The organism is Streptomyces sp. NPDC005263 (genome assembly GCF_042872365.1).
Taxonomy (GTDB): Bacteria; Actinomycetota; Actinomycetes; order Streptomycetales; family Streptomycetaceae; genus Streptomyces.
Genome location: NZ_JBIAKJ010000003.1, coordinates 166358 through 192997 on the forward strand (window position 1 = coordinate 166358; position 26640 = coordinate 192997).

Below are 26640 nucleotides of genomic sequence, written 5' to 3' on the forward strand. Positions count from 1 at the left end.
ATGACGTCGTGGCTCAACGGTTGGCGAACCCTTGATCCGACTCGACCACCTCACGTCCCAGCGGCATGAGGGAGATCGGGATGAGCTTCAGGTTGGCCCACCCGAACGGGATGCCGATGATGGACAGGAACAGCGGGATGCTCGTGACCAGGTGTCCCAGGGCCAGCCACCAGCCCGCGAAAATCACCCAGATCACGTTGCCGACGAACGACCCCGCCCCCGCGTCCCGCCGTTCCACCGTGGTCCGGCCGAACGGCCACAGCACGAAGCCCGCGATACGCAGCGACGCGATGCCGAACGGGATGGTGACGATCAGGATGAAGCACACCAGCGCGGCCACGGCGTACGCGATCGCCATCCAGATCCCGCAGAAGATCAGCCACAGGATGTTCAACAGCAGGTTGAACGGGTTCATGATCGACACCTCTCGAAGTAGCGTCGCCGACACTGCCTGCCAAACCCAGTATCAGCTGGTCATGTGCTCAACAGAAACCGCAAACGGCCCTGTGGCGTGATCGGGACCATCGGGAGACGATGGCGAGGAGCGTGTCCAGGAGCGTCTCCGCCCCCGGCCAAGGGACCTATCCCCGCCCCGCCCCCCACCGCCGTACCCCGTACGCCACCACGCCGACCGCCAGCACTCCCGCCCCCACCGCCACCGAGACCGCCGGAAGCGCGAACGCCAGGACCACGCAGCCGAGCAGGCCCACCGCCGGCGTCAGGCGGGCCGCCGGAGCCCGGGAGAGCGTCCAGGCCGACGCGTTGGCCACCGCGTAGTACGCCAGCACACCGAAGGACGAGAAGCCGATCGCACCCCGTACGTCCACCGTGGCGGCCAGCACGGCGACCACCGCGCCCACCGCCAGCTCCGCCCGGTGCGGGACCTGGAAGCGCGGATGCACGGTGGCCAGCACGGCGGGCAGGTGCCCGTCCCGGGCCATGGCCAGCGTCGTCCGGGAGACGCCCAGGATCAGGGCGAGCAGGGAGCCCAGCGCGGCCACGGCGGCGCCCACCCGTACCACCGGGACCAGTCCCGGCACCCCCGCCGCACGCACCGCGTCCGCCAGTGGAGCGACCGACTGTCCGAGGCCCCCCGCCCCCAGGACGGACAGGACGGCCACCGCCACGCACGCGTACACGGCCAGCGTGATCCCCAGGGCCAGCGGGATCGCGCGGGGGATGGTGCGCGCCGGGTCCCGCACCTCCTCGCCCAGGGTCGCGATGCGCGCGTACCCGGCGAACGCGAAGAACAGCAGGCCGGCCGCCTGAAGGATCCCGCCCACACCGTCCGACGCCCCGATGTCCAGCCGTCCGGCGTCGGACGCTCCCGACCCCAGCGACACGACCACCACGGCGGCCAGGACAGCCAGTACCACCGCCACGATCGCCCGGGTCAGCCAGGCGGACTTCTGGACGCCGCCGTAGTTCACCGCGGTCAACGCCACCACGGCGGCGACCGCGACCGCGTGCGCCTGTCCCGGCCAGACGTACGCGCCCACGGTGAGCGCCATCGCCGCGCACGAGGCGGTCTTCCCGACCACGAACGACCAGCCCGCGAGATAACCCCAGAACGGCCCGAGCCGCTCGCGCCCGTACACATAGGTGCCGCCGGACACGGGGTACAGGGCGGCCAGCCGCGCCGACGAGGTGGCGTTGCAGTACGCGACCACGGCGGCGACCGCCAGCCCGAGCAGCAGCCCGGAGCCGGCCGCGCGTGCCGCGGGCCCGAGGGCGGCGAAGATCCCGGCGCCGATCATCGAACCGAGGCCGATGACGACCGCGTCGCCCACCCCGAGGGTGCGCCGCAGTTCAGCGCCCGAACCTGTCATGTGCGGCACCCTACTGACCGCTGCAACCGGTGGGTGCAGCCCTGTCGTCCTGTTCACCAACACGGCATGAAGACTCGCGCGACGCGCACAGCGCACACACCCAGCCCGCAGCGACCCGGCCCGCAGCGACCGAGATCACAGCGCCGGGACAGCACGGGCACAGAACGGAAGGGCAGGTTCAGGGCATGAGCATCATCAGCTGGATCATCCTCGGCCTGTTGGCCGGAGCCATCGCCAAGTTCCTGCTGCCGGGCCGTGACCCGGGCGGCTTCGTCGGTACGACCATCATCGGGATCGTGGGCGCCTTCCTCGGCGGCTGGATCTCGGCCCGTTGGCTCGACCACCCGATCAGCAAGGACTTCTACGACGGCGCCACTTGGGCGGCGGCGATCGGCGGCTCGCTCGTCCTCCTCGTCCTCTACCGCCTGCTGTTCGGCAACTCACGCGACTGAGCGCGCCGCGACAGGCCTCTAAGGCAGGTGCTGGTCGCGGAGTTGCGGAGACAGAAGACCCGGCACGGGATGAGCCATTCGTCCCGGCATCGCGCACCTCGGTGTCGGGGAGAGCATCCCGACGAGCAGGACCGGCGGTTCCTGGGCGGTGTGCTGGACCTGGAGCGGGCGGCGGAGGCGCTACGGCAGCGGGTACGCGGTCAGCTGAGAAGCTGCCGCTGTCCGCGGTCCGGGTGCCGCGCGGTCAGATCGCCGGTACCGGCGAGGATGACGCTCCGGCCGACTCTGTTGCCGCACCTACCTCCCGCAGAAGAAGAGGGTGCGACGAGGGCGAGCAGCCCAGGTCACACCCTCCGGCGATCGCTCGACGGTGGCTACCGGTAGTTCACGAACTGCAGAGCGAAGTCGAAGTCCTTGCCCTTCAGGAGGGCGATGACAGTCTGCAGATCGTCGCGGCTCTTCGAGCTGACCCGCAGCTCGTCGCCCTGCACCTGGGCCTTGATGCCCTTCGGGCCCTCATCGCGGATGATCTTCGCCACCTTCTTCGCGTTGTCCTGGGAGATGCCCTCCTCGATCGACGCGAAGATCTTGTACTCCTTGCCGGAGAGCTGAGGCTCACCCGCGTCCAGCGCCTTCAGCGAGATCCCCCGCTTGATCAGCTTGGACTGGAACACGTCGAGGATCGCCTTCACCCGGTCCTCGGAGTTCGCCTCCATCAGGATCTTGTCGGCGGACCACGAGATCGAGGCACCCACGCCCTTGAAGTCGTAGCGCTGCGAGATCTCCTTGGCGGCCTGGTTGAGGGCGTTGTCGACCTCCTGCCGCTCGACCTTCGAGACGATGTCGAAACTGGAGTCGGCCATGTCCTGTGGCTCCTTGTATCGGGGTGCGTATCGGGGTGCGTACAGGTATGTATCGGCGTACGTGGGGGCGGGCGCCGAGCCCGGCAGTCCCGGGCCGCATCCGGACAAGCCTAGCCACCCACCGGCGTCCGAGCGCAGATCAATCGGGTGGCGAAGCACCCCACCGCATCAGGTATTGTTTACGTCGTTGCCACGGAGCGCCGCCGAAAAGCGGTTCGAAGGGCAGCAACCCCGGCGGTGTGCCCGAGCGGCCAAAGGGAGCAGACTGTAAATCTGCCGGCTCAGCCTTCCCAGGTTCGAATCCTGGCGCCGCCACATTGGGGAAAACCCCCTCTGACCAGCATTCACCGCTGGTCAGAGGGGGTTTCTTGTTAGCGGTCTCCGTGCGATGCCTCGTGGACGGGGCGCGGACGTGTCTCACCTCGTGCCGCCCGTATCCCAGCTTTGATCAGTGCGTGTCCCCCAGGTGTCCCCCGGGGGAGAGCATGATCACTCAGGTTCGTTCCACTCCCGCAGGGCCGCATCGATCCGACTGTTCGCGTGCTCCCGAGTCTGATCCAGCACCTTGGCGTACACCTTGTGCAACACCGCGATGCTGTGTCCCGCGCGGCGGGCACACTCCATAGCGTCCACCCCGGAGCTAAGCCAGAACGACACTCCGGCGTGCCGCAGGTCGTAGGGGCGGCGAGCCAGCAGCGAGACCGTCTCCGCTTCACTCAGCACGTCTTTCCGGGCCCTCGCCCACACCTCCCCGTAGCCGGTTTCCTGTAGCAGGCCGTTGCGGTTCGTCCGGAAGAGCCGGCCATCGGGCGCCGTGCCATGCGTGGCGATGTGCTGCCGCAGCAGGCGGACGAAGTGCGGCGGGATCGGCACCGGACGGGAATCCTTCTTGGCACGGGCCTTGAGGTGGCGCGTCTCGTGCGCCGTCCCGTCGTCGGTCCAGCTCCGTCCGGCCCGCACAACCCCCTGCCGCAGGGTGAGCAACCCCCATCCCGTCTCCGGGAGGTGACACTGACTCACCCGCAGTCCGGCGGCCTCAGCGGGACGCATGGCCGCGTAGTACAGGCACCCGAAGAACGCTTCCAGGTGCCGGCCACGCGGGCCCTGCTCACGCACCCCTGCCAGCAGCGCGCGGACCTGGCGCGGGTTGGCGACGCTCTCGGGGTCCACCGCTTCCACCGACTTCGGGGCGGTCCACTTCACGGCCGTGATCGGGTTGACCGGCATGGTGAAGTACTGCGCTTCCACGGCGAGCCCGAGAACGTCGCTCAGGCAGGCCCGCTTTCGTTTCGCCGTGCGCGGCGCTGCCTCCTTACCGTCCAGCCGTAGAGACAGCGCATCCAGGGCCAGACGCACCGTCGCCGGGTCCTCCAGCGCGGAGACCGGCATCGAGTGCTTGGAGATCCAGGTGAGGGCACGGGCCACATCGTCCGGCGGGGTCTCGTTCCAGCGGTTCCGGTTGTAGGCCCACCCGTACAGGGCGCGCCGCATAAGCGCGGTGTCGGGCATACCTGTCTTGGTCTTCACGAGCGCGGGGGTGATGGTCGCCAGCGCATCGGCGTAGTTCTTCCGCGACTTCGCCGGGGCCAGCGCCCACTTGCGGTCGATGTACGCGCGGCTGTGCTCGTACCACGTGATGGAGCCGTGCTTGGCGCGCAGTTCGGATACAGGCAGGCCCGTCTCTTCGTCGAACTGGTCGCCGCGGCGCACTGCGGACATGAGTTCCGAACGGCGGCCTTCCGCCTGGACCTTGAGCGTGTAGCTCTTGGAGTGCTTGCGCTCTCCGACCAGCCAGCGCAGGCGGTAGGGCTTCGGGCGATCCTTGCGGATCTCAATGGAGTAGAGGCGAACGTCGTAGGTCAGTGCCATATGAACTCCAGAGGGGCCCGCCGGAAGCGGGCCCCTCTTGTCTCGTGTGGGCTGGGGGTGGTCAGGCGGCAGCGTCTTCCATGGACGACCACCACGCGTCGAGGTCGGCCCGACGGCACCGGATCTGTCCGTTCGGCAGCTTTATGAGCTTGGGAGCCTTGCCGCGGGCACGCATGCGGTAGAAGGCGGCGCGGCTCATCTTGATCTCTGCGAGGACTTCGGGAAGCTTGAGCATCTGAGGGCGTGCCACAGTCGACTCCTTCGAGGCTCTGGTCATGGCGGGCTGGCACCTGTCCGAGGTTCGGATTTCTGCGTCACAGCGTCACCTGCGTCATTCAGGCTTCTGACCTGCGGGAATGCGTGACACAGCACGGCGGGGGTGCGTCACTGCCGCGTCACCTGCGTCACGGTGGCGTGACGCAGGTGACGCACGATGACGCAGACGGATCGGCTCTGCGTCACGCTCTTCCGGCAGGTCAGGGGCCGTTTTCCATCGCTTGTGACGCAGGTGACGCAGCGTTCCCCTACTTAGGAAAAAGAGGGAGTGGTGTCTGTTGTTGTGCGCGGCTCCAAGCGCGAAGAAGGAGCCGCAGCGCGGCACGTCCTTCGGGCGGTGCTGCGCACCGAACAGCAAGAGGAGCACCCATCGCCGCGTCGGGCCGGGTGCTCTTCTTGCTGTTGTGCGGTGACCCCCGTGTTCAGAACGCGGCACCTTGTTGTGGTCCGGGTGCCGGCGCGGGTTCGGTGAGCTCGATGTAGCGGGCCTCGCGGGTGCGCCCCCAGTCCACGACCAGGCCGCGGGCGGCGAGGGTGGGCTGAAGGCGCTTGAGCCGGTCGGAGAGGACCTTGCCGGTGGTCGGCCACCCCTTGGGCAGCGGGCGGCAGTCCTCGCCGCTGTAGAGCCGGGTCAGGAGGTGCAGCCACTCCGCGGACGTCATCCGCTCCTGCGCCCCGGGTTGCATGCCGGCCGCGTACTGCAGCACGGTCTGCGCGAGCAGGTCGCCCTCGATGACGTCGTCGTTGAGGTCGTCCAGCCCGGCCCGGTAGGCCGCCAGCGCCCCTAGGCCCATCGCTTGGTCGAGCTGCGCGCATAGGTGGGCGAAGTCCGCCATCCGCAGGTCGGTTGGTGTCTCGGCGGTGGCGGCGCGGACCTTGACGGTCAAATCCAGCAGCGAGCCGAGCATGACGGGCAGCGCTTGGGCGTACTCCGTCCACAGCTCCGCTTCGGTGCGCCGCACCTTAGGGCGTTCCAGGCGGAGCGGCAGGAGGCGTTCGGCGAGGTCGGGGCGGATGACGCCGACGTCGATGCCGGTCAGGAGCAGGGGGCGGCGGTAGCGGGCTCGGAAGACGTCTCCGTCGGTGAACAGCGCCCGCTTGACGGACTCGGCTCCGGTGACGATGCAGCACATGGCGTCGGACAGGTCCGGGGTCATGTGGGAGAGGTTGTCGAGCGCGGTGACCCATCCCGCGGCCACGGCCGCGATGAGGTTGTCCTCGTCTTTCGGGGCGCGGCGCAGGTCGCCGGTCATGCCCTCGATGAGGCGGATCAGCATCCGCCCGCCGGTGGACTTCCCGGCGCCCTGGGGGCCGGTGAGGAAGGGGGCGGGGACGGGCACGGAGGGTTCCAGGCAGCCGATCAGCCAGGCCATGGCCAGGCACTCGGTCTCGGCGCCTGCGAAGTTGCACAGCCGGAACAGCGCGTCGATGCCCTTGCCGTTGGTGTCCTTGGCGGGCAGGGGCAGTTCGCCGGTGAGCTGGGTGCGCCGCCAGCACACTTCGCTTGGGTCGGGGATGCGGATGTCCCAGCCGGTGGGGTGGATGCGGATCGACTGGCCGTCGTTGCGGCCCAGGTCCAGCCAGGTGGCCCCGTCCAAGCCGGGGGCGACGCGGATGTGGACGGGCTGGACCTGCTCGGTGAGGGCGAGTGCTTCGATCAAGTCGAGTGCCTCCTTCATCGCGGTGCCGTTGAACGTGCCGAGTCCGTCCTTGAACAGGCCGACCATGAGTTCTTGGCGGTGGCTTCCGGTGGTGCCCTGGGAGCGGATAGGGCGGGCCACGGGGTGGCCCTTGCGCTGTGCGTAGACGGTGCCGTCCGCGGTGCGGAAGTAGCGGAAGCGCTCTTGCGCGTAGTCCGCGATGACCTTCCGGGCCGGGTTCTTGTCGTCGTCGTCCATGCTCAAAGCCCCAACGTGGTGCGCGCGTTGGTCCACGCGTCTGTGCAGTGCCGGGCGGTCTCGCCCTTGGCCTGAGCGGCGGTGAACAGGCGGGCGATGTGGTCCTCGGTGAGGCAGCCGCACCGGCCGTGCGTGGAGAGCACGGCCAGGAACGTCCGGTACACGGCCGTGTGCACGCCGCTGGACGTCTCGGTGATGCGCTGTACGGCCATGGCGATCCCGCGTTCGAGGTAGGCGGGGGTGCGGTGGCGGCATTCCCCGCCCCCGACCGGCGCGGGAACCCTGACGGGTACGGGGGCCGCGGGCTTGGCTGCGGTGAGCGCGCGCACGACGTCGGGCAGCGCGGCCATGGTGCCGGTGCCGGACCCGAGCCAGCGGGCGTAGGCCATGGTCGACTTGATGTCCACGCCAGGCCGGACTGCGTTGGCCGACTGCATCCGACCGAGGTAGAGCCAATGCTCGCCCCGGGTGGTGGGCACGACCTGGGTGGTCGGCAGGTTCTTGCGGGCCCATGCGATCGCGTCGGCGTTGTCCAGGTCCACGACGGTCAGCCCCGCCCCGCCCGGGTGGTAGGCGACCGCCTCGGCTCGCAGCCATGCGTGGCGCCAGGGTCCGGAGGTGATGACGTCCGGGTCGGTGGTCGCGGCGGCCCACGCGTGACAGGGGGCGAGGCAGGCGCAGGGCCCGGGAGTCTTCATGTTGGGTCGCCCCCCGCAGGCGTTATTGGCGCACCTGCGGCAGTTGCCGAACGGGACCTTGCCCGCCCGCAGGGGCAGCGGCGGAACACCGGAGGCGGCCAGGTCGAGCGCGGTGCGCAGGTGCTCCCTCATGCCGTCGTACCGGCGCTCTCGCCGAATGTCGGTGGGTTGGGTCATTCTGGATGTCTCCAGTTCCGTAGGTGGATGCTGGTTGGCAAGGGCGGCCCCGCTTCTTTGGCGAGAGGGAGGGGCCGCCCTTGGCGTCCTTAGGCGATGTCCAGGGCCAGTTGGGAGCGTTCTGTGGCTTCGGGTGCGGAGCGGGCGGCCAGCAGCGTGCGGTAGGCGAGTGCGGCTTGGTGGATGACGACGCCGTTGCCGAGGATCTTGAGCTGATCGGAGCGGGACAGACCCAGATCGGTGCCGGTGACCCAGCCGGGATCGGCGCCCATCATCCATTCCACGAACGCCGGGGACAGCCGGCGGTTTCCCTTCGCGCCCGGCTCGGTCGGCTCGGGCGCGGGGCGTCCCAGCACTTGCTCCCAGCGCCGGATCGCGGGCCCGTAGTCGGTGCCGTTGGTGGCCACCCACCGCCCGTCCAGGCGCACGGCCTGGCCGGGCAGGTAGTAGTTCCCCGCCGCATCGCGCTGATTGGGCCCGCCGTGCGGTCCGTCGGACGCCTTCGGGGTGGCCAGCAGATTGACCACCACCTCGTTCAGGGGGCGGGAGTTGGTGCCGAGCAGGTTGGAGGCGCCCGACTTCCAGTCCCGGGCCGCGGGAGTGGGCAGCAACGTGACGGCGGTGCGCAGGTTCATCCCGCCCTGCCGCTTGGGTGAGGTGCCGGGGCCGCCGGTTCCGTCGGCGGCGGCCGGGGTGGGCAGCAGCCTCAGGCCTCGGTCGGGGGCAGCAAGAAGACCACTTCGTCCTCCAGCGTGGGCCCGTGCCCGCCCGCCTTGCGCTTGTCCGGGTGCTGCGGTCCCCCGTTGCGCCCGAGCTGGGAGGTGGGGGTCTTCAGCAGCGGGATACGCGACGGCGAACCAGCGATCTCGCCGGTGGCAGGCGCCGACTTCGGGATCTCCAGCGCGTAGGCACATCCACCGCGCGTCGTACCCGATCGCGGCCAGGTCGGCGGCGACGACGTCGAGTCCCCGGCTTCGCAGGGCGGCGACGTTTTCCAGGAAGACGAGGCGGGGTCGAAGGTGGCGAATGGCGCGGGCGATGGTTTTCCACAGTCCGGAGCGGTCACCGGCGATTCCTCCCCGAGGTCCGGCATTCGAGATGTCCTGGCAGGGAAACCCGGCGGTCAGCGCCCTGGGGCGCGCGATCTCGGCGGCGAGCGCCGGCCAGTCGACGGCGGTGATGTCCCCCAGGTTGGGGGCGTGCGGCAGTCGGGCGGCCAGCAGTCGGGACGCGGCCGGGTCCTTCTCGCCGACCAGGATCGTGGGCAGGCCGGAGACGGCTTCCACGGCCTGGTCCAGCGCACTGGATCCGGTGCACAGGCTGATGTTGCCGCCCTCCAGTGGCGCGGCAGAGTGATGGGTCATGCTGGATGTCTCCAGTTCCGTAAGTGGATGCTGGTTGGCAAGGGCGACCCCGCTTCTTTGGCGAGAGGGAGGGGCCGCCCTTGGCGTAGCTAGGCGCCCTTGTTGCGGGCGAGCCTCAACGTGACTCCGCCGACCCCGATGGGTCCGGCGGCGCCGGCGATGACGGTGGCGGTGTGGGCGGCGACGTCCATCAGCCAGCACAGGGCGGCGACCACGCCCCACGTGCCGAGCGCGGCGGCCCCGGCGATGGCGAACGGGATCAGTAACCGCTGCCACGGGAAGCGGGCCGGGGGCGTGTCGTTGACGACGAACACGACCGGCTGTCCGGTCGCCTGTGCGCGCTGGAAGACCTCGGCGGGGATGTGCGGTGCCATCTGGCCGTGCGGGTTGTGCTGGCTCATTTCTGGCTCCCTCGGGGTGTGCCGCGGGCCCGCGCCAACAGGTGGCGCGGGCCCGTGCGGGGTGGGTGTGTGCTTGTCGCGTGCTTGTCGTCTCTCTTGTCGTGCGGCTTGTCGTCTGGCTTGTCGCTTGTCTTGTCTTGTCGCTTGTCGCCTCCCAGCTCACAAGCCGTATCCGAGGCGCCAGGCCCCGGCAGGCGGCATGTGAGCTGGGAGGCGACAAGCGACAAGTGATCAGTCGCCGGACGCGTGGGAGCGGTGGATGTAGCGGGCTTTGGTGCCCTCACCGACGCGGACGGCAATGCCGTCCTCCACCCACGTTTTCAGCCAGCCGACGACCGTCTGACGGGTTGTGCCGTACTGGTCTGTGAGCGCGCGGGCGATCGCGGACGCTCCGGTTCCTGCGGATCCGGCGGCGAGCAGTGCGGCGAGCGCGGCCTGTTGCGCGGGGCTGTCCTGCTCCCCGCGCAGCGCCGACAAGTTCAGTCCGGCCGACCGGTCCGGCCCGTCGCCCTCGTCGGTGGTGCGCGGGTCGGGTGCGGTGCCGAACTGTGCGTCGATCTCCTCACGGAACCGGCGCGCCAACTCCTCCTCCGGCGACTCCGGCTGAGGGCTCAGCGCGGACAGGCGCAGCGCTCCCGGCCCGCCCGGCCCCACGTCGCCAGCATCGGCGTCCGTCGCGATCTGGTCGCGCATCCACGCGGTGCGCTCAGCGTCCCAGCGGCGTGCGTAGGCGGGCCCGGCGGCCTTGGCAGACACGCTGTCGAGGACGGGGTGGCGGTCGGAGGTGGCGGCGATGATGTCCCGGATCTGGTTCGGGAGGATCCGCCACGCCTTGAACAACGCGGCCGCCGACTCCGGCGTGCCCATGAACCCGGCACCCTTGTACGGGGCCTGGTCCACGCGCAGGCCGCGGCTGCCAGGGAACATCTTGCTCAGGTCCATGCCTTCGGTCTCACCCCCGGTTAGGGCGACGCGGACCTTGGCCTCCCGGCGGATCATCAGGTTGCTCAACACCGACCCGGTCGCCCCGAGCGCGGTGAGCACGGTGCGCACCCCCATGGCGCGGGCGATCCGGATGACTTCCAGGATCTTCTCCCCGAGCTTGCGCACCTGCCGGTCGGGGCTGGCCAGGATCTCCGCGCCCTCATCGATCACCAGCATGATCTGAGGAATCCGCGCGCTGATCGGCAACAGGTCCGTGTTGGCCTTGGACAGCAGGTCCTGGTAGCCCATCTTGCGCTGCTTGGCCACGCGCACGGCCGCATCCAGCATCGTCATGGCCTCGTCGAACGTCCCGGCGAGCCAGTCGATACCGGGCCGCACAGGCTTGCCGTCCTCCCGCACGATCTCCCCGTTCAGGGCGGGCAGCACCCACGGCAGGCCCGCGCTGCCCGCGTTGAGGTCGATCACCCACGTCAGGACGTCTTCGGCGCGGGCGAACCCGGCGAGGATCGCGTGCACCATGTTCGTCTTGCCCGAACCGGTCGGACCGACGATCAGCGCGCACTGCTCGCGCAGGTACGCGAGGATCTGCTGAGCGTTGGTGCGGTAGCCCCACGGGATGCCCGTGTGCAGGGACAGGGCGCTGTAGTCGGTGGGGTAGGTGCGCTCTTCCTCCAGCACGTTGACCGTGGTCACGTCGATGATGACGCGGCCCTGGTGGATGCCGGGGGAAGCGGTGGCGGTGCAGCCGTGCGGCAGCCGCGCGTCCGCGGACAGGCGCGCCGACTCTGCGGCGATCTTGGCGTAGGTGGCGCCGCCGGGCGGGAGTTCCGCGTCGATGGAGAACCCGGCGCCGGTCTCCCACATCTCGACCCCGAGCACGCGCACGGTGACCGAGCACACGCGCTGGATACGCTCGGCCCATTCCGCGGCGATCGCCCGGCGCTCCGCGGACAACTCCGCGGCGACCTGCCGCTGTTCAGCCGAGAGGGCCTCTTCCTCGCGCGCCTCTTCATACAGTGCGCTGGATCGTGCGGCGGCCCCGATACCCACACCGATGGTGGCCAGGGAGCCGAGTGCAGCCCAGGTGAGCGGGCCGTGGGTCATGGCCCATGTGGTCCAGCCTGCGCCGACCAGCCAGGACGCGGCGCGGGTGGCGAGGGTGCGGCCGGCGTTGCGTACCCGCAGGCCAACGACGGTGTGACCGAGCGCGCCCGCGGCGCCGACGGCGAGGGCCCAGCCGGGGGGCATGGCGGTGGCCGCTCCGGTGGTGGCGACGGCGAAGGCTCCGGTGGTGGCGGACAGAGCGCCGGTCACGGGTCCGTGACCGGCGCTCCAGTCCAGCACCGGGCCACTGCTCTGCTGCTTCTTGGCGGTGGCGGTGGCGCTCATGTCAGACGTTCCAGCCCTTCTCTGCCGCGGTGCCGTTGCGGGGGTCCTCGTGGCGGGCGATGTCCTGTGCGTGGGCCTGCCTAAACAGCGGGCCCATGTCCTCCGCGACCGCAACCGCGCTCATCACGGCGCCGAAGATGTCGTTGAAGCCGTCCGCCACTTCCTTCTCCAGCGGGAACTCGGAGTCGGAGCGCTCCGCGAGGATCTTCATGACGTTGGCGACGCTGGTCAGCGCGGCGGGGAGGCCTTCGACCATGGCGAGGATCTCCATGGCGTTCTCGGGGTCGTACTGGTTGGCGGCCTGCTCCATCTCGGCCGCGGCCTCTTCGAACCGGAAACCGGACACGTGCTCTCCTTCACTGGCGGGGGTGTTCGTGCTGGTGGGGACCGTGGTCGCGGGCCGTTCGACGCTGTCCGCGATGCCGTCCGTGCCGTCCGTGGCGGCCTGCGCGTCCGCGGCGGCTTCCTGCTCGCGCAGGTCCTCGCGGGCGGTCTCGTCTCGCGCGGCGCGCTGCTGCGTGGCGGTGCGGACCATGGCCCAGTACAGGCGCCGGCCGGGGTACATCAGCCACGGGAGATCGAACTTGCGCCCGATGGGCGTGGTCAGGCAGCCCAGCAACCCAACCGGCAGGGAGAGCAGGGCGGCGAGTACGCGGCGGCCGTGGAAGCGGGCCGCGGACCGGCGCAGTGCCTTACGCGCCGCCCGGCGAGCCGGGGCCTTACGGACCGCGGCACGCTGAGCTGCGACCGTGCCGCCTGCCTTGGCGTCCCGCTTGGCCCGGTTCTTGGTGATCGCCGCATCCCGCGCGGCACGGGCCTTACGGACGGCGCCACCCAGCAGACGGCCCCCGCCGCTCCCGCGCCTGCCCGCCCCTGCCTTGCCTGCTGTGGCTTTGGCGTTGCGGCGGGCATCGGCAACCGCGCGGCGGGCCGCGGTGGTCTGCGCCCGCCTGTCACCATGGGATCCACCTGCAGACTTCTGCGCCGCTCGCAGGGCCTTGACCTGCCCCACCCGCCCCGCAGCCTGCTTCGCGGCACCGGCCGCATGCTTGGCCGCACCGCCACCGGCTTTGCTGTGCGTCTTCTTGCCGGTGCCGGTGCTCGCGCCGGCGCGGTGGGCAGCCGTGCCTGTGCCGCGGCGGTGCTGGCCGGACGCGCTGCCTGAGCGGCCCCCGGATCGGCCGGCACGGGAGCCAGCCGAACGGTTCCCGGAGCTGGCGCGGGTGCCCATACCGGCGCTCCGCTGCCCTGCGGAGCGTGCAGCCCTGCGGCCGGCCGTGCGGGCCGCGGCCCGGCGAGCCTCGCGGCGCGGGCTCGGCTTGCGGGAACGAGTGGCGGCGACCGTACCGAGGACCACCATCCCCGTGGCAGCCACCGCCGCGGCGATCGGTCCGCCTGCCAGGGAAGCGGCGGCGACCGCGCCCACCGTGCTGTTCGCGCCGGACAAGGCGAGCGGGACGATGGGCCACCCACCGGGCGTGTGCTCCACCTCCCTCACGTCCTCGGCCACGGTGGGCGGGGTGTCAGGGGGCGGGGGCGGTGTGGCCGGGGCAGCCTGAACGGCTACCGGCTCGGTGCTGAGTTCCGTCATGCTGTGAGCACTCCTTAAGGGGAGTAGGGCCCGACCGGGGCCGTAGGAAGTTGCCGGTCGGGCCTGCCGAAACGCGCGGTTAATCCGTAGTTCAGTGGGTGCGGTGCGGGTGCTGTGCGGCGATCTCCTGCCAGCGCCGGTTCTCCGCACTGTCCGCGTGGGTGAGGCTGACGCGGAAGTCGCAGCCGGGCCGCGTGCAGCGGTGAGTGCTTGTCGACCAGGCGCCGATCACGCTGAACAGCAGGCTGGAGAACGTGGTCACGCAGGACAGGCAGCAGGCCAGCAGCAGCGAGAGGGGCACGCCGTAGCCGGACAGCCGCACCCCGATCACGACGGTCAGCGCTCCGCTGACCGTGACTGCACCCGTGATCAGGGCGCGGTGACGTGTGGTGTTCACTCGAACTCCTCTGTTCAGTTGGGGTGTTCAGGCGGCGCGCTGTTCGTCGTCGGGGTAGGCGCAGGGCACGCACATGCCCAGCGAGGTGGGGATGACGTATCCGGCGTCCGTGCGGCACTTCGGACAGGTGCGGCGCGCGCGCATCGCGCACTCCAGCGCCCGCCACTTGCCCAGGGTCATGGGCCTGACCTTCTTGGCCTGGTCGAGCCGGTAGAGGTAAGCGACCAGCGGGCCGCGCCGGTAGCGCGGACGCAGCACCTGCGCCGCCACCGGCTGGCCACCCGGGCGTAAGCCACGGGCCCGTAACTGCCGGCGGGTGGCGTAGCCGTCCGGGGCGTACCGCCACGGGAAGGTGGGGATGCCGTAGCGGGCACCGGTGGGGTCAAAGCACTTGCCGTACGTGGACGACATCGCTCGGCTCCCCCCGTCTCAACCGGCGATCGCGGCGGGCAGGTCGGCCAGGTACGGCTCACGGGCCTTGACCCGTCCGCGCGCGGTGCGGGCCGTCGACTCCGACGCCCCGAGCCCCATCTCTGCCATCGCCTGCGTCATCCGGGCCGTGCTCGGCTGCGTGAAGTCCGTCCCGTACAGCGCCCGCACCAACTGATCGACCCGGTTCGGGTAGACGACCGGCATGCACAGATCGACGGCCGTCGACCGCGCGTCGACGCCGACCGGCTCCGTATTGACGGGCGTCGGACCGGTCTCGACGGCGACCGGCAGGGCCGGGCGTTCCGGCACCGGGTCCGACTCGACGGCCGCGGGTGCGGACGGGGCGGCGGTCGGTCGGTCGACGCTCACGTTGACGGGCGTCGAAGGGGCGTCGACGCCCGGCGGCGGGGTGGTGACGGCCGTCGACGCCCGGCGGGCGAGGTAGGCGTGCACCTGCCGCATCAGCGCCCCAAATGCCAGCAGCGCGGCCACCGGAGGCACCGCGGCCACCACATAGTTCAGTGCGTTGGCGTCCTTGCCGACACCGGCCACGTTCAGCGCGATGGATGCGCCGTCACCTGCGGTGACCAGGCCAATGGCCCACCAGTCGACCCGGTGGGCGAGCGACGCACGCAGGATCAGCAGCTCACCGATCACGATGAACAGGTCCACCGTGGCCGGCCACGCCCACGAGCGGGCCACCGCTTCCGCCATGCCGTGACCGGCGGCCACCTCCTGCAAGTGCTCGTAGGACAGCCAGAACGCCACCGCGGTCAGCACCACCGTGAGCACCGCCGCGAGCGCGGTAATGGCACGGTCCACGTTGACGGGCGTCGACGGCACTTCGACGGGCGTCAACGATGCGTCGACGCGGGCCGGGGCACTCATGCCGAACCCCCGACCAACACCGGGGCGACGACGTCCGCGTAACCCGTCAGCTGCACCACGGCGCCCGCATGGTCGACGCTCGCGCGCAGGACGCGCGTCCGGCCGTTCCCCTGCTCGCGGTAGGTCACCGCGTCCGGAGCGACCCCCAGGGCCTCCCGCCACACCTCGAAGCCGGGCAGGTCGTCGTAGAACGTCAACTCCAAGCGGTCCGGGTAGATGGTGGACACGTGCACGTCCGGCGCCGGCAGGTGCCCAAAGTCGGCGGCCAGCAGACGCAGCGCACGCAGCGGCACGGCCACATCGTCCAGCGTCAGGTCCTCGCTCACGCCGCCACCGCCGTACGCACCGCGTGACGCTGCACCGACCGACGCGCCGACGTCCGGCGCGGCCGGCGAGCAGCGGCCCGCGCGTCCTTCAGCGGGCTCGTGCGCAGCAGCGATTCCGCGAACGCCGCGGCCTCCAGGTCCGACTCCCGCAGCTCCGCGAGCACTTCGCGCGCCACGTCCAGCCGCGCCGCCCGATCGCTCTCCGACTCGCGGCCGGGGCCAAGGAACAGCTCCAGGTCGATGCCGAACGCCAGCTCAGCGAACTCGGTCGGCGTAACAGCTACATGACCAGCAACGATGCACTTCATGGGTCGTGACTCCTTCATCGTGGCAACGGCCCAAAACAGCGGCCCCGGTGTTCGAGCACCGGGGCCGCGCCGTTGGAAACCAGAACTTCCGGCTCCCCTCAGCCCCGCCCGTACGACCACGTGGGCCGGACGGACGGAGGAGGCAACCGGCGCGGCGCTATCCGCCGCGTGTCGGTCAAGAGGTGACCGGTTGGCCGCAGCACTCAGCGGTGCCTGCGGACCGAGGTGGAGCGGCGCCCGCCGTGCCGGTCGATCACGGCGGGCGCCCATCGTCTTCGTTGACTCACTGCCACTCCTTAGGGCGATGGACAGGGGAAATGCACTGCAAGGGGGGCCACGCCCCCACTCTCCGGCCGTTGCTCGCGGTCGCCGGGCCACCTCGCCAGTACGGGCCGAAACCCTGTTCCACCTGGCCTTTAGCGGGATTGCAGCGTCCCCGCCCTGTGCATTGCGGCATGAAGCCGCCCTTCAGCCGAGCTGTTCCGTTCGGCCGTTGTGGCGTTGCATCTACAGACTGGACCGGTGGACCGGTCCAGTCAAGCAATGAAAAACGAGTTGGAGAGCAGCAGGTGGAGTTTGCCCAGCTCAGAGCGTATGACGAGGCATCAAAAGAGCTGGACCGGGTGACCGGTCCAGCTACTTTCAGGCGGCTTCACTACATGGCGTAGGTGTCCACCTGCTCGAAAAGCGAGGACGGCGTGACACCTTCCTCGCAGACCAGCGGGCGACCGTCCTCGTCGTATGCCGTGTGGAGGATTACGGCGACCGCGGTGGCTGGCGCTACCTGCAAGCGGTCCGCTTCCGCGTCCGTGGCGAGGCGGACTGTTGTGATGTCCACTCCCTCGACCGGGAATCGGCCGGTCTGCCGACGTACATAACGCGTCGTGCCCTCGGCGATTGGGGCAGTGTCGGCGAGGCGAGGTGCCGCCTCCGCGATCTCTGGGGGGAACCATGCCTCCACGCAGCTGTTCGGGGTTCCGTCCGGGAGCTGGAGGACGCGGATGCGTCGCAGTGCCAGCACTCCGGAGGAGATCCCAAGCGCGTTGGCGACGCGGGTGGGAGGTTCGGCCCAGTCAGGCGCGCCGATCCGCAGGAACGGCATTCCGCCCAAGATGCGCGCCGACCCGGCGCGGCGGGCTCCGGCGGGACGCGCCACGGGTGTCTCCGTGACGACGAAGCCGGTGCCCTGCTTGGCCACCACCACGCCGTCGTTGCGCAGCACGTCCACGGCCTTGATGGCGGTGGCCCGTGATACGCCCCACTGCTCGGCCAGGTCGCGGCCGGACGGGATGGTGGCGCCAGGAGCGAACTCACCTGCGGCGATGCGGGCGCGCAGAGATTCAGCGATCTCTTCGTACTTCAGAACGGCCATGGCTTCCCCTACTCCGCGCGCTGGACTGGTCCACCGGTACACAGGATACTTCGACCATGTCGAATCTCGAATTGGCTCCCTCCGTGATGCGGTTCTACGGCGAGACAGTGAACGAGGACAGCCGCCTGCGCAGCTCGGCAGACGGACGTATGGAGCTGGTCAGGACTCAAGAACTTCTCCGACGCTTCTTGCCCCCCGCGCCGGCGCGCGTACTCGACGTGGGAGGGGGGACTGGGATTCATGCTGAATGGCTGGTGAAGGACGGCTATGACGTCACGCTCGTGGACCCCGTACCGCGTCATGTCGAGAGCGCGGCGGCCGTGTGCTCGGCGATCGTGGGAGACGCTCGCGATCTGCGCGAGCGGAACGACAGTTTCGACGTAGTGCAGCTCCTCGGGCCGCTGTATCACCTGCCCGACCCTGATGACCGGCGTCAGGCACTGGCGGAAGCTCACCGCGTGGTGAAGCCCGGTGGGTTGGTCGCGGCGGCGGCGATCAATCGGTACGCGTCGCTCTTTGAGCACGTCACGTACGCCCACCTGCACACCGAACGGATTCGAGGCTCCGTCTCCAAGATTCTTGAGACGGCCGTCTATGACGGTGTGCGAGGGTTCACCTTGTCCTACTTCCACCGGGCTGAAGAGCTCGTGGCGGAACTGGTGGACTCCGGGTTGTCGGACGTACAGGTCTTCGGCATCGAGGGGCCCGCATGGTCACTCGTGAAGGCGGCCGAGCAGCAGCCGGGCGAGGGGCCCACGGACGATCTGATTGCCTCTGCCATGGAGGCGGCGCGCATGGCTGAGCCCTACCCCGAGTTGCTGGCTGCCAGTTCGCACCTCCTGGCCGTGGGCCGGGCATCCGCTGACATCAACGCCTGATATGCCGTCCGCGCCGCTGTAAGTGTGCGGGAGAGGGCAGGCATTGAAGGCTGTCGTGTCCTAGACCGGTGGAACTTTCCCTACTGCATCAAGGCCCGCGCACGGCGCGGGCGCGCGCCGCCTCTGCGGCGCGGCCTGCCTCCTGTCTGCGCCCCGGCTGGCCGCGCCCGGCGGCGCGCTCGGCGGCTGCGGGCAGAAGGTAGGAGACACCCTCTGTGGCTGGGGCGGTCGACTCCACGGCTTTAGGCAGCCGCTTTGGGGCGAGCCTCTAAGATCATGGCCCCAACGTCGTGCTTTAACGGGCAGGTCCACAGACTGCCCGACTCGCCGGAAGCTTACGGGGCCATGATCACTCGCCCCAAAGCAGCTCCAGCCCAAAGCCGCTCCGTCGACCTTGTGGTGCCCTACTGGAACCGACTTACCAAACTGATGATCGATTGGCCGACCGCCTCCACTGTCTGCGGGCCAACCCTTTGGTAGAAACGGTTATCGTAGGTAACCGGCTTGCCGATTGAATTGGGTTCAAGGCGCCACAGCAAGTAGCCCTTGTATCTGAAAGGGGCGAGTGTGCGTGCCAGGGTTTCAGCGAAATCAAGGTCGAGCTTTGAGGTCTTGATCCGCTGGGTCAGTTCGCGCCACAACTCGTCCATAGATTTCTTCATAGCCGACAGTTCGTGCTGAGTTCCGGTTACGAAGAATTCTTCGTACTGCAGTGGCTTGATTTGCGCGAATCGTTCCACGGCTGCAGCGTCATTGGCGTCATCAGCGACCCCGATGAAGATGACACCCTTGCTGTCACGACCGTGATTTGCCATGGCGCTCGCAGTACGGAGGATCTTTGCGAAGCTGGCATCGTCAAAGGTCGCGCCATCGTTGATGCGGCAAAATCCTTGTTTAAGCTCAAAGAGGGAATCTTCGGTTAGAGCCATGGAAAGGGCTGCTTCGAAACGCACCGAGTGATCCCTTAGGTGAGCACTCCTTGCATCTGTCTTTGGTTTGAAGGCCGGACGGAGAGCTGCTTTTGCCATCTCCAGTAGTTGGTTCTTGCGCTCTGAGCCCCAGTCGCCGCCACCTGAAGGGATTCTCAAATCCCCGTCCCAAAAACCTGACAGGATGCCGAGTAAATCCTTGTTACTCTTCAGTTCGAGGCTTTCGTCATGCAATAGCTGGTTAATGGCGACGAAGACTGCCTGGAAGTGCCTAGGGACTCCTCTGTAGTTCTGTTGTGTGACAGTGAGAGCCGCGAATGGCTTGCTCGACTCATTGAGTGCATTCTGGATTAGTTCGAGCGTATTGACGAAACGGTCTTCTAGCTCGGCTTCGCCGAGGGAAACGATCCGTCGGTGAACTGCATCGGCACTAGTGACTGCGCGGTCATTCTCGATGCCGTAAGCGGAGTCACGGTACCTGAGCCCTGTAGCCGCCGGCCGCTCAAGCATTAGATCTAGAAGGATGTCGAGAACTAGTTCCTCATCTCTCGACTCGCGCACGGACTCACGAGTCAAGATGCCTTGCTTCACCCAGAAAATGTTCTCAACGTAGATGCCGTATGGCAGATCGTGGTTCGTAATGCTGATCTTTGCCATACCGGAAAGTGGAACGAAATCGGTGAAGGAGGCGTCACCACGAACAGTAGCCGCGAGCCTTCGCACCATAGTGGCGATGGTCTGCGTGGCCCCAGCCTGCCGAATCTCGTGTGGGCTCAGGTGTCGTCCGCTGGAGTTGATGCGCCGAAACACTTCGTCTACCGATTCGTCACTTGCTGATCGATAGATGGATACAGGAAGCCTGTAGTTGGCGATCCTTCGGCAGACTTCGCGATCAAGTACTGGCGTTTTCTGCTTTAGGCTTCCACTGTCAAGGCGAATCTTCGTATCTGCGAGGGTTGCGAGGTCGAAGTACTCGCCGTTCAAGGGGAATTCATTCTCAATGAACGAGAAAACGGAGTTGAGTCGCTGGAGTCCATCAATTACTTCAAGGCGTCCAGAGTGCTCTCCTGATGATTCCGCCAAAAGGATCAGTGGAATCGGGAGCTTCTGAACGACAGAGTCGATTAGGCGCTCCTTTTCTTCCACTCCCCAAACGAGCTTTCGCTGGTAGCGCCGATTCACCAAGAACTTTTCGGATGTGTAGTCGTTGTAGAGCTGCTGAATACTCTCGCCCTCAACGGACAACTCAGTGCTGGTCGGTGTCGACATCCGAGGCTCCCATGCTCTGTGATGGCCGAGAGAATAGCGCGCCCGGTGCAGCCCCGGTGAGCACTGGCTACCCGTCTGCGACCCGAGCCAGCGGGTCTGCAACCAAGCTGCAGGGGCGCAGGCCTGGCTCTGGGCCGTCCCTGGGCCGTCCGAAGCCGACCAACGGTGACAGTCCGCACCCACAGGTGACCACCCCCACCCCGCTCCGGCCTGGGCACCTGGCGATGATCTGCCACACTGGAAGGGTTATGCCTGCACCCGGAGATTAGGCGTACTCAGCGACGAACTCCGGGCGGCACATGGCTCGGTAGTTGTCGAGCGCCCCTTGAAGGGTGGCGGCCCCACTGGGAACGCCGGCCATGAGTTGAGCCCAGCCAAGGAAACGCACGTGGTCCGGGATCCGCACCAGGCCAGTGATTGCGTCCCAGAAGGCAGCCCAGTTCATGCCGTAGAAGTCCGGGAAGCCCAGCTCCCGCTTCAGGAGCAGGTGCAGGGCGCGCTCGTCGGTCACCTCGCTGACGTCAATGGTGATCACGACGACATGCTTGCATGCGGTCGCAGCGTTCTGACATCCACGAGTGACATCAACTTCAGTGGACGTCGGCGACAGTCAGTAGACGCGCACGGCACCGGTGCACGAGGCGGGCCCCCGCCGGACCCGGTGGGGAACGAACTCCTAAAGCGGTGGTCACTGCCCGCCTACCGCCCCTGCTTCCCCCAGGTAGCCCCCACAAGTGGGTGGTTCACGAGAAGCCGCAGGTCGTCGGCGGTGAATGGAGCCCGCTGTAAATCTGCCGGCTCAGCCTTCCCAGGTTCGAATCCTGGCGCCGCCACGCTGAGAAAGAACCCCTCCGATCTGCGGAAACGTAGATCGGAGGGGTTCTTTGCGTGCCGTGCCTCGTGGTCGGTGTCAAGGATTCGGCTCGCCCCCACCCCCGCCGGGCACACTGATCCCATGTCCACCCGCCGCAGACACTGTCCCGAATGCCGTCGCGAGATCGCCGTCGTCGCCGGCCGCTTCGCCCGGCATGACCCGCCCGGCGCACGGGGGAGCGGGGAGCTCGTCTCCTGCCCCGGCTCCCGGCGGCAGGCCGAACTCGGGGCGGCGCAGCCTACGTTGGACGGCTACACCGTCCCGGAGTTCCCCGGTCAACTCCCCCTGTTCTAGGCGGGGTTCACGGGCGGACTCGCGGATCCCGCAGGCCCGCCCCGCACGTCCATCCGCGTCACCAGCCCGTCCCCACCGAACCGGTACACATGCTCGACCGTGCCGGCCCAGTGCTCCCCGCCCGCGTCCCGCATCCCCTGCCGAACGGTCGCCACCACCGCCTCGCCGTCCCCGTCGAGCCGCAGCCCCTCCAGCCGTACGAGGGGATGGCCGGACGCGAACTGCCGCGACCAGTACGCCCGCACCTCGTCACGGCCGTGCAAGCGGACCCCGTCCAGTACGTTCGGCCAGTCCACATCCGGCGCCAGGCAGCGCAGCACGAACGTGTCCCGCTCGTCGGTCGAGAAGACCTCGTACATCCGCCGCAACAGCGCCTGCCGCGCCGCCGGCACCCCATCGGCGTCCAACGTCAGTTTCCGGCCACCGACTTGACCGCCACCGACACCGGCGTCGGCCCACTGACCAGCTCCAGGACCAGACCGGCCGTGGCCGGCGTGTCCACCAACTCCGCCAGTACGGCGGCCACGTCGTCGCGCGGCACCGAGCCCCGCCCCGTGTGCGCCTCCAGCCGAACGCGTCCGGTACCGGCGTCGTTGGTCAGCGAACCCGGACGCAAAACCGTCCAGTCCAGGGCGTCCAGACCGGTCACGTACGCGTCGGCCTCGCCCTTGGCCCGCAGGTACACGTCGAACACCTCGTCGCCCTGGTGCGCCGGATCCGCGCCCATGGACGACACGACGACATAGCGCCGTACACCCGCCTGAACCGCCGCGTCGGCGAACAGCACCGCCGCACCCCGGTCCACCGTGTCCTTGCGGTCCACGCCGCTGCCCGGACCGGCACCCGCGGCGAAGACCGCCGCGTCCGCGCCCCGCAGGCGCTCCGCGACCTCCTCGACCGAGGCCGACTCCAGGTCCAGCACCACCGGTTCGGCACCGGCCTGCCGTAGATCGTCGCCCTGTTCGGCGCGGCGGATGATCCCCGCGACCTCGTCCCCGCGCGCGGCGAGCAGCCGCTCCAGCCGCAGCGCGATCTGACCATGACCACCAGCGATGACAATGCGCATGTTTCCGACCGTACGCCCGCCCGCCCTCATCCGCCGCACAACTGCGGCGACACCTCAGGGGGGGGCACACACAAACCACACACCTACGGTCTCCACACCGTCGGTCTCCACGCCCTACGGCAACTGCCCGCGTCCCTGCCTGGGCAGCCCCGACTCCGTCGCCGCGGCCGAATTGCAGTACTCCCGCACCGCGCTGGTCCGCGCCACCACCCGCCCCTGATGGATCACGATCCGGCTGTACGCCAGAGACAGCGCCCCCGCCAGCCGGTCGCCCCGCAATGCCAACAGCTCGGCCGGGAAACCGGCCTCCACCCGAACCCCGGGCAGGCCCAGCACCGTGCGTGCGGACGCGCTCACCGCGTCGTACGCGTCCTCGGGCCGCAGACCCTGGCGGGACGCCAACAGGTACGCCGCCTCCAGCGGATCGCCGCGCCCCACCGGATTCGACACGTCCCTCAGGGCCCCGCTCCCGGCAGCCACCCGCACCCCGGCCGCACGCAACAGCCGTACCGGAGCCGTGCCCCGCCGTTCCGCACCCGCGCAGCCGCCCTGCGGCAGGCACACCACCGCCACGCCGGCCGCGGCCAGCTGGTCGGCGGTCCGGCAGGCCACCTCGGTGGGCAGCCGGTCCAGCCCGCCGCACGGGGTGAGGGCCACCCCGGGGCGCAGCCCGCCGGCCATCGCCGAGATGCGGGCCAGCCGAGCCGGGTCGGTGGCGTCGGTGTGCAGGTCGACCGGGCAGCCGTGCTCGGAGGCCACCTCCAGGACCGCCTCCACATAGCCGGTCGGATCGGGGTCCAGATCCGGACAGCCGCCCACCACGGAGGCGCCCATCTTCATCGCGTCCCGCAGCATCGCGAGACCGTCGGCACCGGCCACCCCGGTCAGCACCCTCGGCATCGCCACGGTCGTCAGCTCGGTCAGCCCGCGCAGCGAACGCCGTGCCCGCAGTACGGCGGCCAGCGCGCCGAGCCCCTGGACATCGCCCACCCGCACGTGCGCCCGTACCGCGGTCGACCCGTGCCCCAGCTGCAGCAGGGCCGCCTCCGTGGCCCGGCGCTGGACGTCCTCGGAGTCGTACGAGACCGGTCCCTCCTCGTCCGCCGACAGGGCGGTGTCGCTGTGGGCGTGCGGCTCGGCCGGGGCCGGCAGGAGCAGATAGCCACCCAGATCCATCCGCGTGCCGAACGGACGCGTGCCACGCGCCGCGAGGCTCCCGACCGTGCCGACCGCCTCGATGCGGCCGCCGACCAGCCGTACGTCCACGGTCCGGCCGTCGGCGAGTCGCGCTCCGCAGAGCAGGAGGGCCGCGCCCTCGGCCGAGCCGTGACCGGAGGAGGCCCCGGACGAGAAACCCGACGAACCGGACGCGGAGCCCGACGACGAGTGGGGCGGCTGCGGCTGGCTGTCGGGCATCGCGCTCCAGGGGCTCGGGCTGCGCAAGCTCGGGGACTGCGCAAGAGGACGCAAGATCACTCAGAGTGAGTCGAGCCTAGGGCGGAGCCACGCTGCCGCCGGGGAGGAGCGCAATAGTCGTACCGGTGTGGTCCGCCGTGGCCGAAGAGGCATCCGAGGCTCCCGTGAGGAGCCCGGAACAGCCCGTCACGAGGGCCACGAAACGGATTTGGGCGAACGGCTGCCGACCGTGTAATGTCTTCATCGCTCGCCCCAATAGCTCAGTCGGCAGAGCGTCTCCATGGTAAGGAGAAGGTCTACGGTTCGATTCCGTATTGGGGCTCTGGTGCGAAAGGTTCCCGTCGAGAGGCGGGGGTTGATCGCATCTCAGCGGTGTAGCTCAGTCGGTAGAGCAAGCGGCTCATAATCGCTGTGTCACCGGTTCAAGTCCGGTCACCGCTACTGACAGTAGCCGATTGTGGGGTCGGTCCTTCGATCGGCTACTCTTCTATGCGTTAATGCTTTAATCGTCCCATCCGTTCGTCAAGGAGCACTCCTGTGGCTGCCACCGACGTCCGCCCGAAGATCACGCTGGCCTGCGTGGAGTGCAAGGAGCGGAACTACATCACCAAGAAGAACCGGCGTAACAACCCGGATCGAATGGAGATGAAGAAGCACTGCCCGCGTTGCAACGCGCACACCGCGCACCGCGAAACGCGATAATTCAGGCTCGTACGTGAGGCCGCCCCCGCAGTCGGGGGGCGGCCTCACGTCGTTCCGGTCCCGGTTACCGGCCGGTCAACCACAGCAGACACAGGAGGTGCCGGGGCATGGCGCTCGACCAGTCCTTCGTGGGGCGGACCTATCCGCCCACCGAGCCCTACGAGGTGGGCCGGGAGAAGATCCGCGAGTTCGCCGAGGCCGTGGGCGAGACCAACCCTGTGTACACGGACCCGGAGGCCGCGAAGGCGTTCGGGCACCCCGATGTGATCGCCCCGCCGACCTTCGTGTTCTCGATCACCTTCAGGGCCGCGGGCCAGGTCGTCCAGGACCCCCAGCTCGGCCTGGACTACAGCCGGGTGGTGCACGGCGACCAGAAGTTCGCCTACGTGCGCCCGGTGCGGGCCGGTGACCGCCTCACCGTCACCTCCACCATCGAGGCCGTCAAATCCATGGCGGGCAACGACATCCTGGACATCCGCGGCGAGGTCCACGACGAGGCCGGCGAGCACGTCGTGACCGCCTGGACCAAGCTGGTCGCCCGCGCGGCCGAGGAGGCGTGAGCATTCGATGACGGCGAAGATCGCTTACGACGATGTCGAGGTCGGCACCGAACTGCCCGCCCAGTCCTTCCCTGTGACCCGCGACACCCTCGTCCGGTACGCGGGCGCGTCCGGGGACTTCAACCCGATCCACTGGAACGAGAAGTTCGCCAAGGAGGTCGGACTCCCGGACGTCATCGCGCACGGCATGTTCACCATGGCCGAGGCGATCCGCGTGGTCACCGACTGGACCGGCGACCCCGGCGCGGTCGTCGAGTACGGCGTCCGCTTCACCCGACCCGTCGTCGTCCCGAACGACGACCAGGGCGCCACGATCGAGGTCAGCGGCAAGGTCGCGGTCAAGCTCGACGACAACACCGTCCGCGTGGACCTCACGGCCACCAGCGCCGGCCAGAAGGTACTGGGAATGTCACGGGCGGTCGTACGCCTGGCCTGAGCGCGAGCGCGAAGCAAGTAGACAGGGGCGCCCTCCAGCTGGAGGGCGCCCCATGCGCGTTCGTGCTTCACGTATCCGCCTCCTTGACGCCAGCAGTTATTGAGTACTAACTTACTTACATGGTCAGGATGAGCGCTGAGGAGAGGCGCGAGAGCGTCATCCGCGCGGCGACGAGCGAGTTCGCCCGCGGCGGCTACTACGGCACGTCGACCGAGGCGATCGCCAAGCGGGTCGGTGTCTCGCAGCCGTATCTCTTCCGGCTCTTCCCGGGCAAGAAGGCGATCTTCCTGGCGGCGGCCGAGCGGTGCGTGGAGGACACCATCCGCACGTTCGCGGAGGCCGCCGAGGGGCTTGAGGGAGAAGAGGCCCTGCACGCCATGGCGAACGCGTACACCACGGTCATCGCGGAGCGGCCCGAGCGGCTGATGATGCAGATGCAGATGTACGTGGCGGTGGCCGCCGCCGAGCAGTCCGGCGACCACGAGTTCGGTGAGGCGGTGCGGGCCGGCTGGATGCGGCTGTGGGACGCCGTCCACCTGCCCCTGGGGGCCGACACCGACGAAACGGCCACCTTCATGGCGTACGGAATGCTCATCAACTGCCTGGTGTCCATGGGCTTTCCGCCCGAGCACCGGGTCTGGGAGGGGCTCTACCCGTCGGCGCGATCGAAGGGCCGACTGGAGAAGTAGAGGGACAACGAGGCGCGTCGGGAACGCCTTTTCATGAGTACGAAAGTTAGTC

Annotated in this window: 29 protein-coding genes and 4 tRNA genes; 11 read left to right on the top strand and 22 right to left on the bottom strand. The window is 68.9% G+C overall.

Going from position 1 to position 26640, the window contains the following annotated elements; translation table 11 throughout:
* Positions 1–13 precede the first annotated feature (13 nt).
* The gene (locus ACFYRY_RS14320; RefSeq protein ID WP_389144178.1) at positions 14–415 is read right to left on the bottom strand and encodes a YccF domain-containing protein; all 402 of its coding nucleotides are present in this window, start codon (positions 413–415) and stop codon (positions 14–16) included.
* 166 nt (positions 416–581) lie between these two features.
* Positions 582–1829 (bottom strand): APC family permease, encoded by a 1248-nt coding sequence (locus ACFYRY_RS14325; RefSeq protein ID WP_389144180.1) that lies wholly within the window; start codon positions 1827–1829, stop codon positions 582–584.
* A gap of 185 nt (positions 1830–2014) precedes the next feature.
* On the opposite strand from ACFYRY_RS14325, the gene ACFYRY_RS14330 reads away from it, so the two are divergent.
* Positions 2015–2281, top strand: coding sequence for a GlsB/YeaQ/YmgE family stress response membrane protein (locus tag ACFYRY_RS14330; RefSeq protein ID WP_389144183.1), 267 nt, complete (start codon positions 2015–2017; stop codon positions 2279–2281).
* 374 nt (positions 2282–2655) lie between these two features.
* On the opposite strand, the gene ACFYRY_RS14335 is transcribed toward ACFYRY_RS14330, so the two are convergent.
* Positions 2656–3144, bottom strand: coding sequence for a YajQ family cyclic di-GMP-binding protein (locus ACFYRY_RS14335; RefSeq protein ID WP_389144186.1), 489 nt, complete (start codon positions 3142–3144; stop codon positions 2656–2658).
* A 233-nt stretch (positions 3145–3377) separates the two neighbouring features.
* Here ACFYRY_RS14335 and ACFYRY_RS14340 point away from each other — a divergent pair.
* Positions 3378–3459, top strand: a tRNA-Tyr gene (locus ACFYRY_RS14340).
* A gap of 174 nt (positions 3460–3633) precedes the next feature.
* Here ACFYRY_RS14340 and ACFYRY_RS14345 read toward each other — a convergent pair.
* The 14 genes from ACFYRY_RS14345 to ACFYRY_RS14410 all read right to left on the bottom strand — a co-directional run bounded on the left by ACFYRY_RS14345 (position 3634) and on the right by ACFYRY_RS14410 (position 17475).
* Entirely contained in the window at positions 3634–5013 is a 1380-nt protein-coding gene (locus ACFYRY_RS14345; RefSeq protein ID WP_389144189.1) for a tyrosine-type recombinase/integrase, read from the bottom strand.
* A 61-nt stretch (positions 5014–5074) separates the two neighbouring features.
* Positions 5075–5263: a helix-turn-helix transcriptional regulator gene (locus ACFYRY_RS14350; protein WP_389144192.1), complete on the bottom strand. Its 189-nt coding sequence runs from the start codon at positions 5261–5263 to the stop codon at positions 5075–5077.
* A gap of 448 nt (positions 5264–5711) precedes the next feature.
* On the bottom strand, positions 5712–7187 hold the full coding sequence (locus tag ACFYRY_RS14355) for an ATP-binding protein (protein WP_389146208.1): 1476 nt from the start codon (positions 7185–7187) through the stop codon (positions 5712–5714).
* A 2-nt stretch (positions 7188–7189) separates the two neighbouring features.
* Positions 7190–8062 (bottom strand): bifunctional DNA primase/polymerase, encoded by an 873-nt coding sequence (locus tag ACFYRY_RS14360; RefSeq protein ID WP_389144195.1) that lies wholly within the window; start codon positions 8060–8062, stop codon positions 7190–7192.
* Between the two features lie 89 nt (positions 8063–8151).
* Complete coding sequence (locus ACFYRY_RS14365) at positions 8152–9426, bottom strand: DNA cytosine methyltransferase (RefSeq protein WP_389144198.1); 1275 nt, start codon at positions 9424–9426, stop codon at positions 8152–8154.
* Positions 9427–9515: 89 nt separating this feature from the next.
* The gene (locus ACFYRY_RS14370) at positions 9516–9827 is read right to left on the bottom strand and encodes a hypothetical protein (RefSeq protein WP_389144200.1); all 312 of its coding nucleotides are present in this window, start codon (positions 9825–9827) and stop codon (positions 9516–9518) included.
* Between the two features lie 231 nt (positions 9828–10058).
* On the bottom strand, positions 10059–12161 hold the full coding sequence (locus ACFYRY_RS14375; protein WP_389144203.1) for a hypothetical protein: 2103 nt from the start codon (positions 12159–12161) through the stop codon (positions 10059–10061).
* Position 12162: 1 nt separating this feature from the next.
* On the bottom strand, positions 12163–13752 hold the full coding sequence (locus tag ACFYRY_RS14380) for a hypothetical protein (protein ID WP_389144206.1): 1590 nt from the start codon (positions 13750–13752) through the stop codon (positions 12163–12165).
* A 91-nt stretch (positions 13753–13843) separates the two neighbouring features.
* Positions 13844–14149: a hypothetical protein gene (locus ACFYRY_RS14385; RefSeq protein WP_389144209.1), complete on the bottom strand. Its 306-nt coding sequence runs from the start codon at positions 14147–14149 to the stop codon at positions 13844–13846.
* 27 nt (positions 14150–14176) lie between these two features.
* The gene (locus ACFYRY_RS14390; RefSeq protein WP_389144212.1) at positions 14177–14560 is read right to left on the bottom strand and encodes an RRQRL motif-containing zinc-binding protein; all 384 of its coding nucleotides are present in this window, start codon (positions 14558–14560) and stop codon (positions 14177–14179) included.
* Positions 14561–14578: 18 nt separating this feature from the next.
* Positions 14579–15469 carry a DUF2637 domain-containing protein gene (locus ACFYRY_RS14395; protein WP_389144215.1) on the bottom strand — a complete coding sequence of 297 codons (891 nt, stop codon included), beginning with the start codon at positions 15467–15469 and terminating at the stop codon, positions 14579–14581.
* Positions 15466–15795 (bottom strand): hypothetical protein, encoded by a 330-nt coding sequence (locus tag ACFYRY_RS14400; RefSeq protein WP_389144218.1) that lies wholly within the window; start codon positions 15793–15795, stop codon positions 15466–15468. The genes ACFYRY_RS14395 and ACFYRY_RS14400 overlap by 4 nt, the downstream gene beginning before the upstream one ends.
* On the bottom strand, positions 15792–16103 hold the full coding sequence (locus ACFYRY_RS14405; protein WP_389144221.1) for a hypothetical protein: 312 nt from the start codon (positions 16101–16103) through the stop codon (positions 15792–15794). Before ACFYRY_RS14405 ends, ACFYRY_RS14400 begins: the two co-directional genes overlap by 4 nt.
* Positions 16104–16758: 655 nt before the next feature.
* Positions 16759–17475 (bottom strand): GntR family transcriptional regulator, encoded by a 717-nt coding sequence (locus ACFYRY_RS14410; protein ID WP_389144224.1) that lies wholly within the window; start codon positions 17473–17475, stop codon positions 16759–16761.
* A gap of 56 nt (positions 17476–17531) precedes the next feature.
* Here ACFYRY_RS14410 and ACFYRY_RS14415 point away from each other — a divergent pair, with 56 nt between their 5' ends.
* Positions 17532–18353: a class I SAM-dependent methyltransferase gene (locus ACFYRY_RS14415; protein ID WP_389144227.1), complete on the top strand. Its 822-nt coding sequence runs from the start codon at positions 17532–17534 to the stop codon at positions 18351–18353.
* 404 nt (positions 18354–18757) lie between these two features.
* Here ACFYRY_RS14415 and ACFYRY_RS14420 read toward each other — a convergent pair whose 3' ends face one another.
* Both ACFYRY_RS14420 and ACFYRY_RS14425 read right to left on the bottom strand, forming a co-directional pair.
* Positions 18758–20551 carry a DUF262 domain-containing protein gene (locus tag ACFYRY_RS14420; RefSeq protein ID WP_389144230.1) on the bottom strand — a complete coding sequence of 598 codons (1794 nt, stop codon included), beginning with the start codon at positions 20549–20551 and terminating at the stop codon, positions 18758–18760.
* 265 nt (positions 20552–20816) lie between these two features.
* Positions 20817–21086 (bottom strand): barstar family protein, encoded by a 270-nt coding sequence (locus ACFYRY_RS14425; RefSeq protein ID WP_389144233.1) that lies wholly within the window; start codon positions 21084–21086, stop codon positions 20817–20819.
* Between the two features lie 230 nt (positions 21087–21316).
* Here ACFYRY_RS14425 and ACFYRY_RS14430 point away from each other — a divergent pair.
* Positions 21317–21384: transfer RNA gene (locus ACFYRY_RS14430), tRNA-OTHER, on the top strand.
* Between the two features lie 122 nt (positions 21385–21506).
* Positions 21507–21719: a hypothetical protein gene (locus tag ACFYRY_RS14435; protein ID WP_356765862.1), complete on the top strand. Its 213-nt coding sequence runs from the start codon at positions 21507–21509 to the stop codon at positions 21717–21719.
* On the opposite strand, the gene ACFYRY_RS14440 is transcribed toward ACFYRY_RS14435, so the two are convergent.
* The 3 genes from ACFYRY_RS14440 to ACFYRY_RS14450 all read right to left on the bottom strand — a co-directional run bounded on the left by ACFYRY_RS14440 (position 21716) and on the right by ACFYRY_RS14450 (position 24201).
* A complete protein-coding gene (locus tag ACFYRY_RS14440) occupies positions 21716–22126 on the bottom strand; it encodes a nuclear transport factor 2 family protein (RefSeq protein WP_389144236.1) in 411 nt (136 codons plus the stop codon). The genes ACFYRY_RS14435 and ACFYRY_RS14440 overlap by 4 nt on opposite strands.
* A gap of 2 nt (positions 22127–22128) precedes the next feature.
* Entirely contained in the window at positions 22129–22785 is a 657-nt protein-coding gene (locus ACFYRY_RS14445) for an SDR family oxidoreductase (protein ID WP_389144239.1), read from the bottom strand.
* Positions 22786–22899: 114 nt separating this feature from the next.
* Positions 22900–24201 (bottom strand): amidohydrolase family protein, encoded by a 1302-nt coding sequence (locus ACFYRY_RS14450; protein ID WP_389144242.1) that lies wholly within the window; start codon positions 24199–24201, stop codon positions 22900–22902.
* A gap of 249 nt (positions 24202–24450) precedes the next feature.
* Here ACFYRY_RS14450 and ACFYRY_RS14455 point away from each other — a divergent pair.
* The 6 genes from ACFYRY_RS14455 to ACFYRY_RS14480 all read left to right on the top strand — a co-directional run bounded on the left by ACFYRY_RS14455 (position 24451) and on the right by ACFYRY_RS14480 (position 26588).
* Positions 24451–24523 (top strand) — tRNA-Thr (locus ACFYRY_RS14455).
* A gap of 46 nt (positions 24524–24569) precedes the next feature.
* Positions 24570–24642: transfer RNA gene (locus ACFYRY_RS14460), tRNA-Met, on the top strand.
* Positions 24643–24738: 96 nt separating this feature from the next.
* Positions 24739–24903, top strand: coding sequence for a 50S ribosomal protein L33 (rpmG, locus tag ACFYRY_RS14465; protein ID WP_018834916.1), 165 nt, complete (start codon positions 24739–24741; stop codon positions 24901–24903).
* 107 nt (positions 24904–25010) lie between these two features.
* Entirely contained in the window at positions 25011–25463 is a 453-nt protein-coding gene (locus tag ACFYRY_RS14470; RefSeq protein WP_389144245.1) for a MaoC family dehydratase N-terminal domain-containing protein, read from the top strand.
* Positions 25464–25470: 7 nt separating this feature from the next.
* Positions 25471–25899 carry a MaoC family dehydratase gene (locus ACFYRY_RS14475; protein ID WP_389144247.1) on the top strand — a complete coding sequence of 143 codons (429 nt, stop codon included), beginning with the start codon at positions 25471–25473 and terminating at the stop codon, positions 25897–25899.
* Between the two features lie 119 nt (positions 25900–26018).
* The gene (locus tag ACFYRY_RS14480) at positions 26019–26588 is read left to right on the top strand and encodes a TetR/AcrR family transcriptional regulator (protein ID WP_389144250.1); all 570 of its coding nucleotides are present in this window, start codon (positions 26019–26021) and stop codon (positions 26586–26588) included.
* Positions 26589–26640 lie beyond the last annotated feature (52 nt).

Coding starts and splice junctions, on each gene's coding strand:
- ACFYRY_RS14320 (WP_389144178.1), bottom strand. CDS start 415: ATGAACCCGTTCAACCTGCTGTTGAACATCCTGTGGCTGATCTTCTGC.
- ACFYRY_RS14325 (WP_389144180.1), bottom strand. CDS start 1,829: ATGACAGGTTCGGGCGCTGAACTGCGGCGCACCCTCGGGGTGGGCGAC.
- ACFYRY_RS14330 (WP_389144183.1), top strand. CDS start 2,015: ATGAGCATCATCAGCTGGATCATCCTCGGCCTGTTGGCCGGAGCCATC.
- ACFYRY_RS14335 (WP_389144186.1), bottom strand. CDS start 3,144: ATGGCCGACTCCAGTTTCGACATCGTCTCGAAGGTCGAGCGGCAGGAG.
- ACFYRY_RS14345 (WP_389144189.1), bottom strand. CDS start 5,013: ATGGCACTGACCTACGACGTTCGCCTCTACTCCATTGAGATCCGCAAG.
- ACFYRY_RS14355 (WP_389146208.1), bottom strand. CDS start 7,187: ATGGACGACGACGACAAGAACCCGGCCCGGAAGGTCATCGCGGACTAC.
- ACFYRY_RS14360 (WP_389144195.1), bottom strand. CDS start 8,062: ATGACCCAACCCACCGACATTCGGCGAGAGCGCCGGTACGACGGCATG.
- ACFYRY_RS14365 (WP_389144198.1), bottom strand. CDS start 9,426: ATGACCCATCACTCTGCCGCGCCACTGGAGGGCGGCAACATCAGCCTG.
- ACFYRY_RS14370 (WP_389144200.1), bottom strand. CDS start 9,827: ATGAGCCAGCACAACCCGCACGGCCAGATGGCACCGCACATCCCCGCC.
- ACFYRY_RS14375 (WP_389144203.1), bottom strand. CDS start 12,161: ATGAGCGCCACCGCCACCGCCAAGAAGCAGCAGAGCAGTGGCCCGGTG.
- ACFYRY_RS14380 (WP_389144206.1), bottom strand. CDS start 13,752: ATGACGGAACTCAGCACCGAGCCGGTAGCCGTTCAGGCTGCCCCGGCC.
- ACFYRY_RS14390 (WP_389144212.1), bottom strand. CDS start 14,560: ATGTCGTCCACGTACGGCAAGTGCTTTGACCCCACCGGTGCCCGCTAC.
- ACFYRY_RS14395 (WP_389144215.1), bottom strand. CDS start 15,469: ATGAGTGCCCCGGCCCGCGTCGACGCATCGTTGACGCCCGTCGAAGTG.
- ACFYRY_RS14405 (WP_389144221.1), bottom strand. CDS start 16,103: ATGAAGTGCATCGTTGCTGGTCATGTAGCTGTTACGCCGACCGAGTTC.
- ACFYRY_RS14410 (WP_389144224.1), bottom strand. CDS start 17,475: ATGGCCGTTCTGAAGTACGAAGAGATCGCTGAATCTCTGCGCGCCCGC.
- ACFYRY_RS14415 (WP_389144227.1), top strand. CDS start 17,532: ATGTCGAATCTCGAATTGGCTCCCTCCGTGATGCGGTTCTACGGCGAG.
- ACFYRY_RS14420 (WP_389144230.1), bottom strand. CDS start 20,551: ATGTCGACACCGACCAGCACTGAGTTGTCCGTTGAGGGCGAGAGTATT.
- ACFYRY_RS14435 (WP_356765862.1), top strand. CDS start 21,507: ATGTCCACCCGCCGCAGACACTGTCCCGAATGCCGTCGCGAGATCGCC.
- ACFYRY_RS14445 (WP_389144239.1), bottom strand. CDS start 22,785: ATGCGCATTGTCATCGCTGGTGGTCATGGTCAGATCGCGCTGCGGCTG.
- ACFYRY_RS14450 (WP_389144242.1), bottom strand. CDS start 24,201: ATGCCCGACAGCCAGCCGCAGCCGCCCCACTCGTCGTCGGGCTCCGCG.
- ACFYRY_RS14470 (WP_389144245.1), top strand. CDS start 25,011: ATGGCGCTCGACCAGTCCTTCGTGGGGCGGACCTATCCGCCCACCGAG.
- ACFYRY_RS14475 (WP_389144247.1), top strand. CDS start 25,471: ATGACGGCGAAGATCGCTTACGACGATGTCGAGGTCGGCACCGAACTG.
- ACFYRY_RS14480 (WP_389144250.1), top strand. CDS start 26,019: ATGGTCAGGATGAGCGCTGAGGAGAGGCGCGAGAGCGTCATCCGCGCG.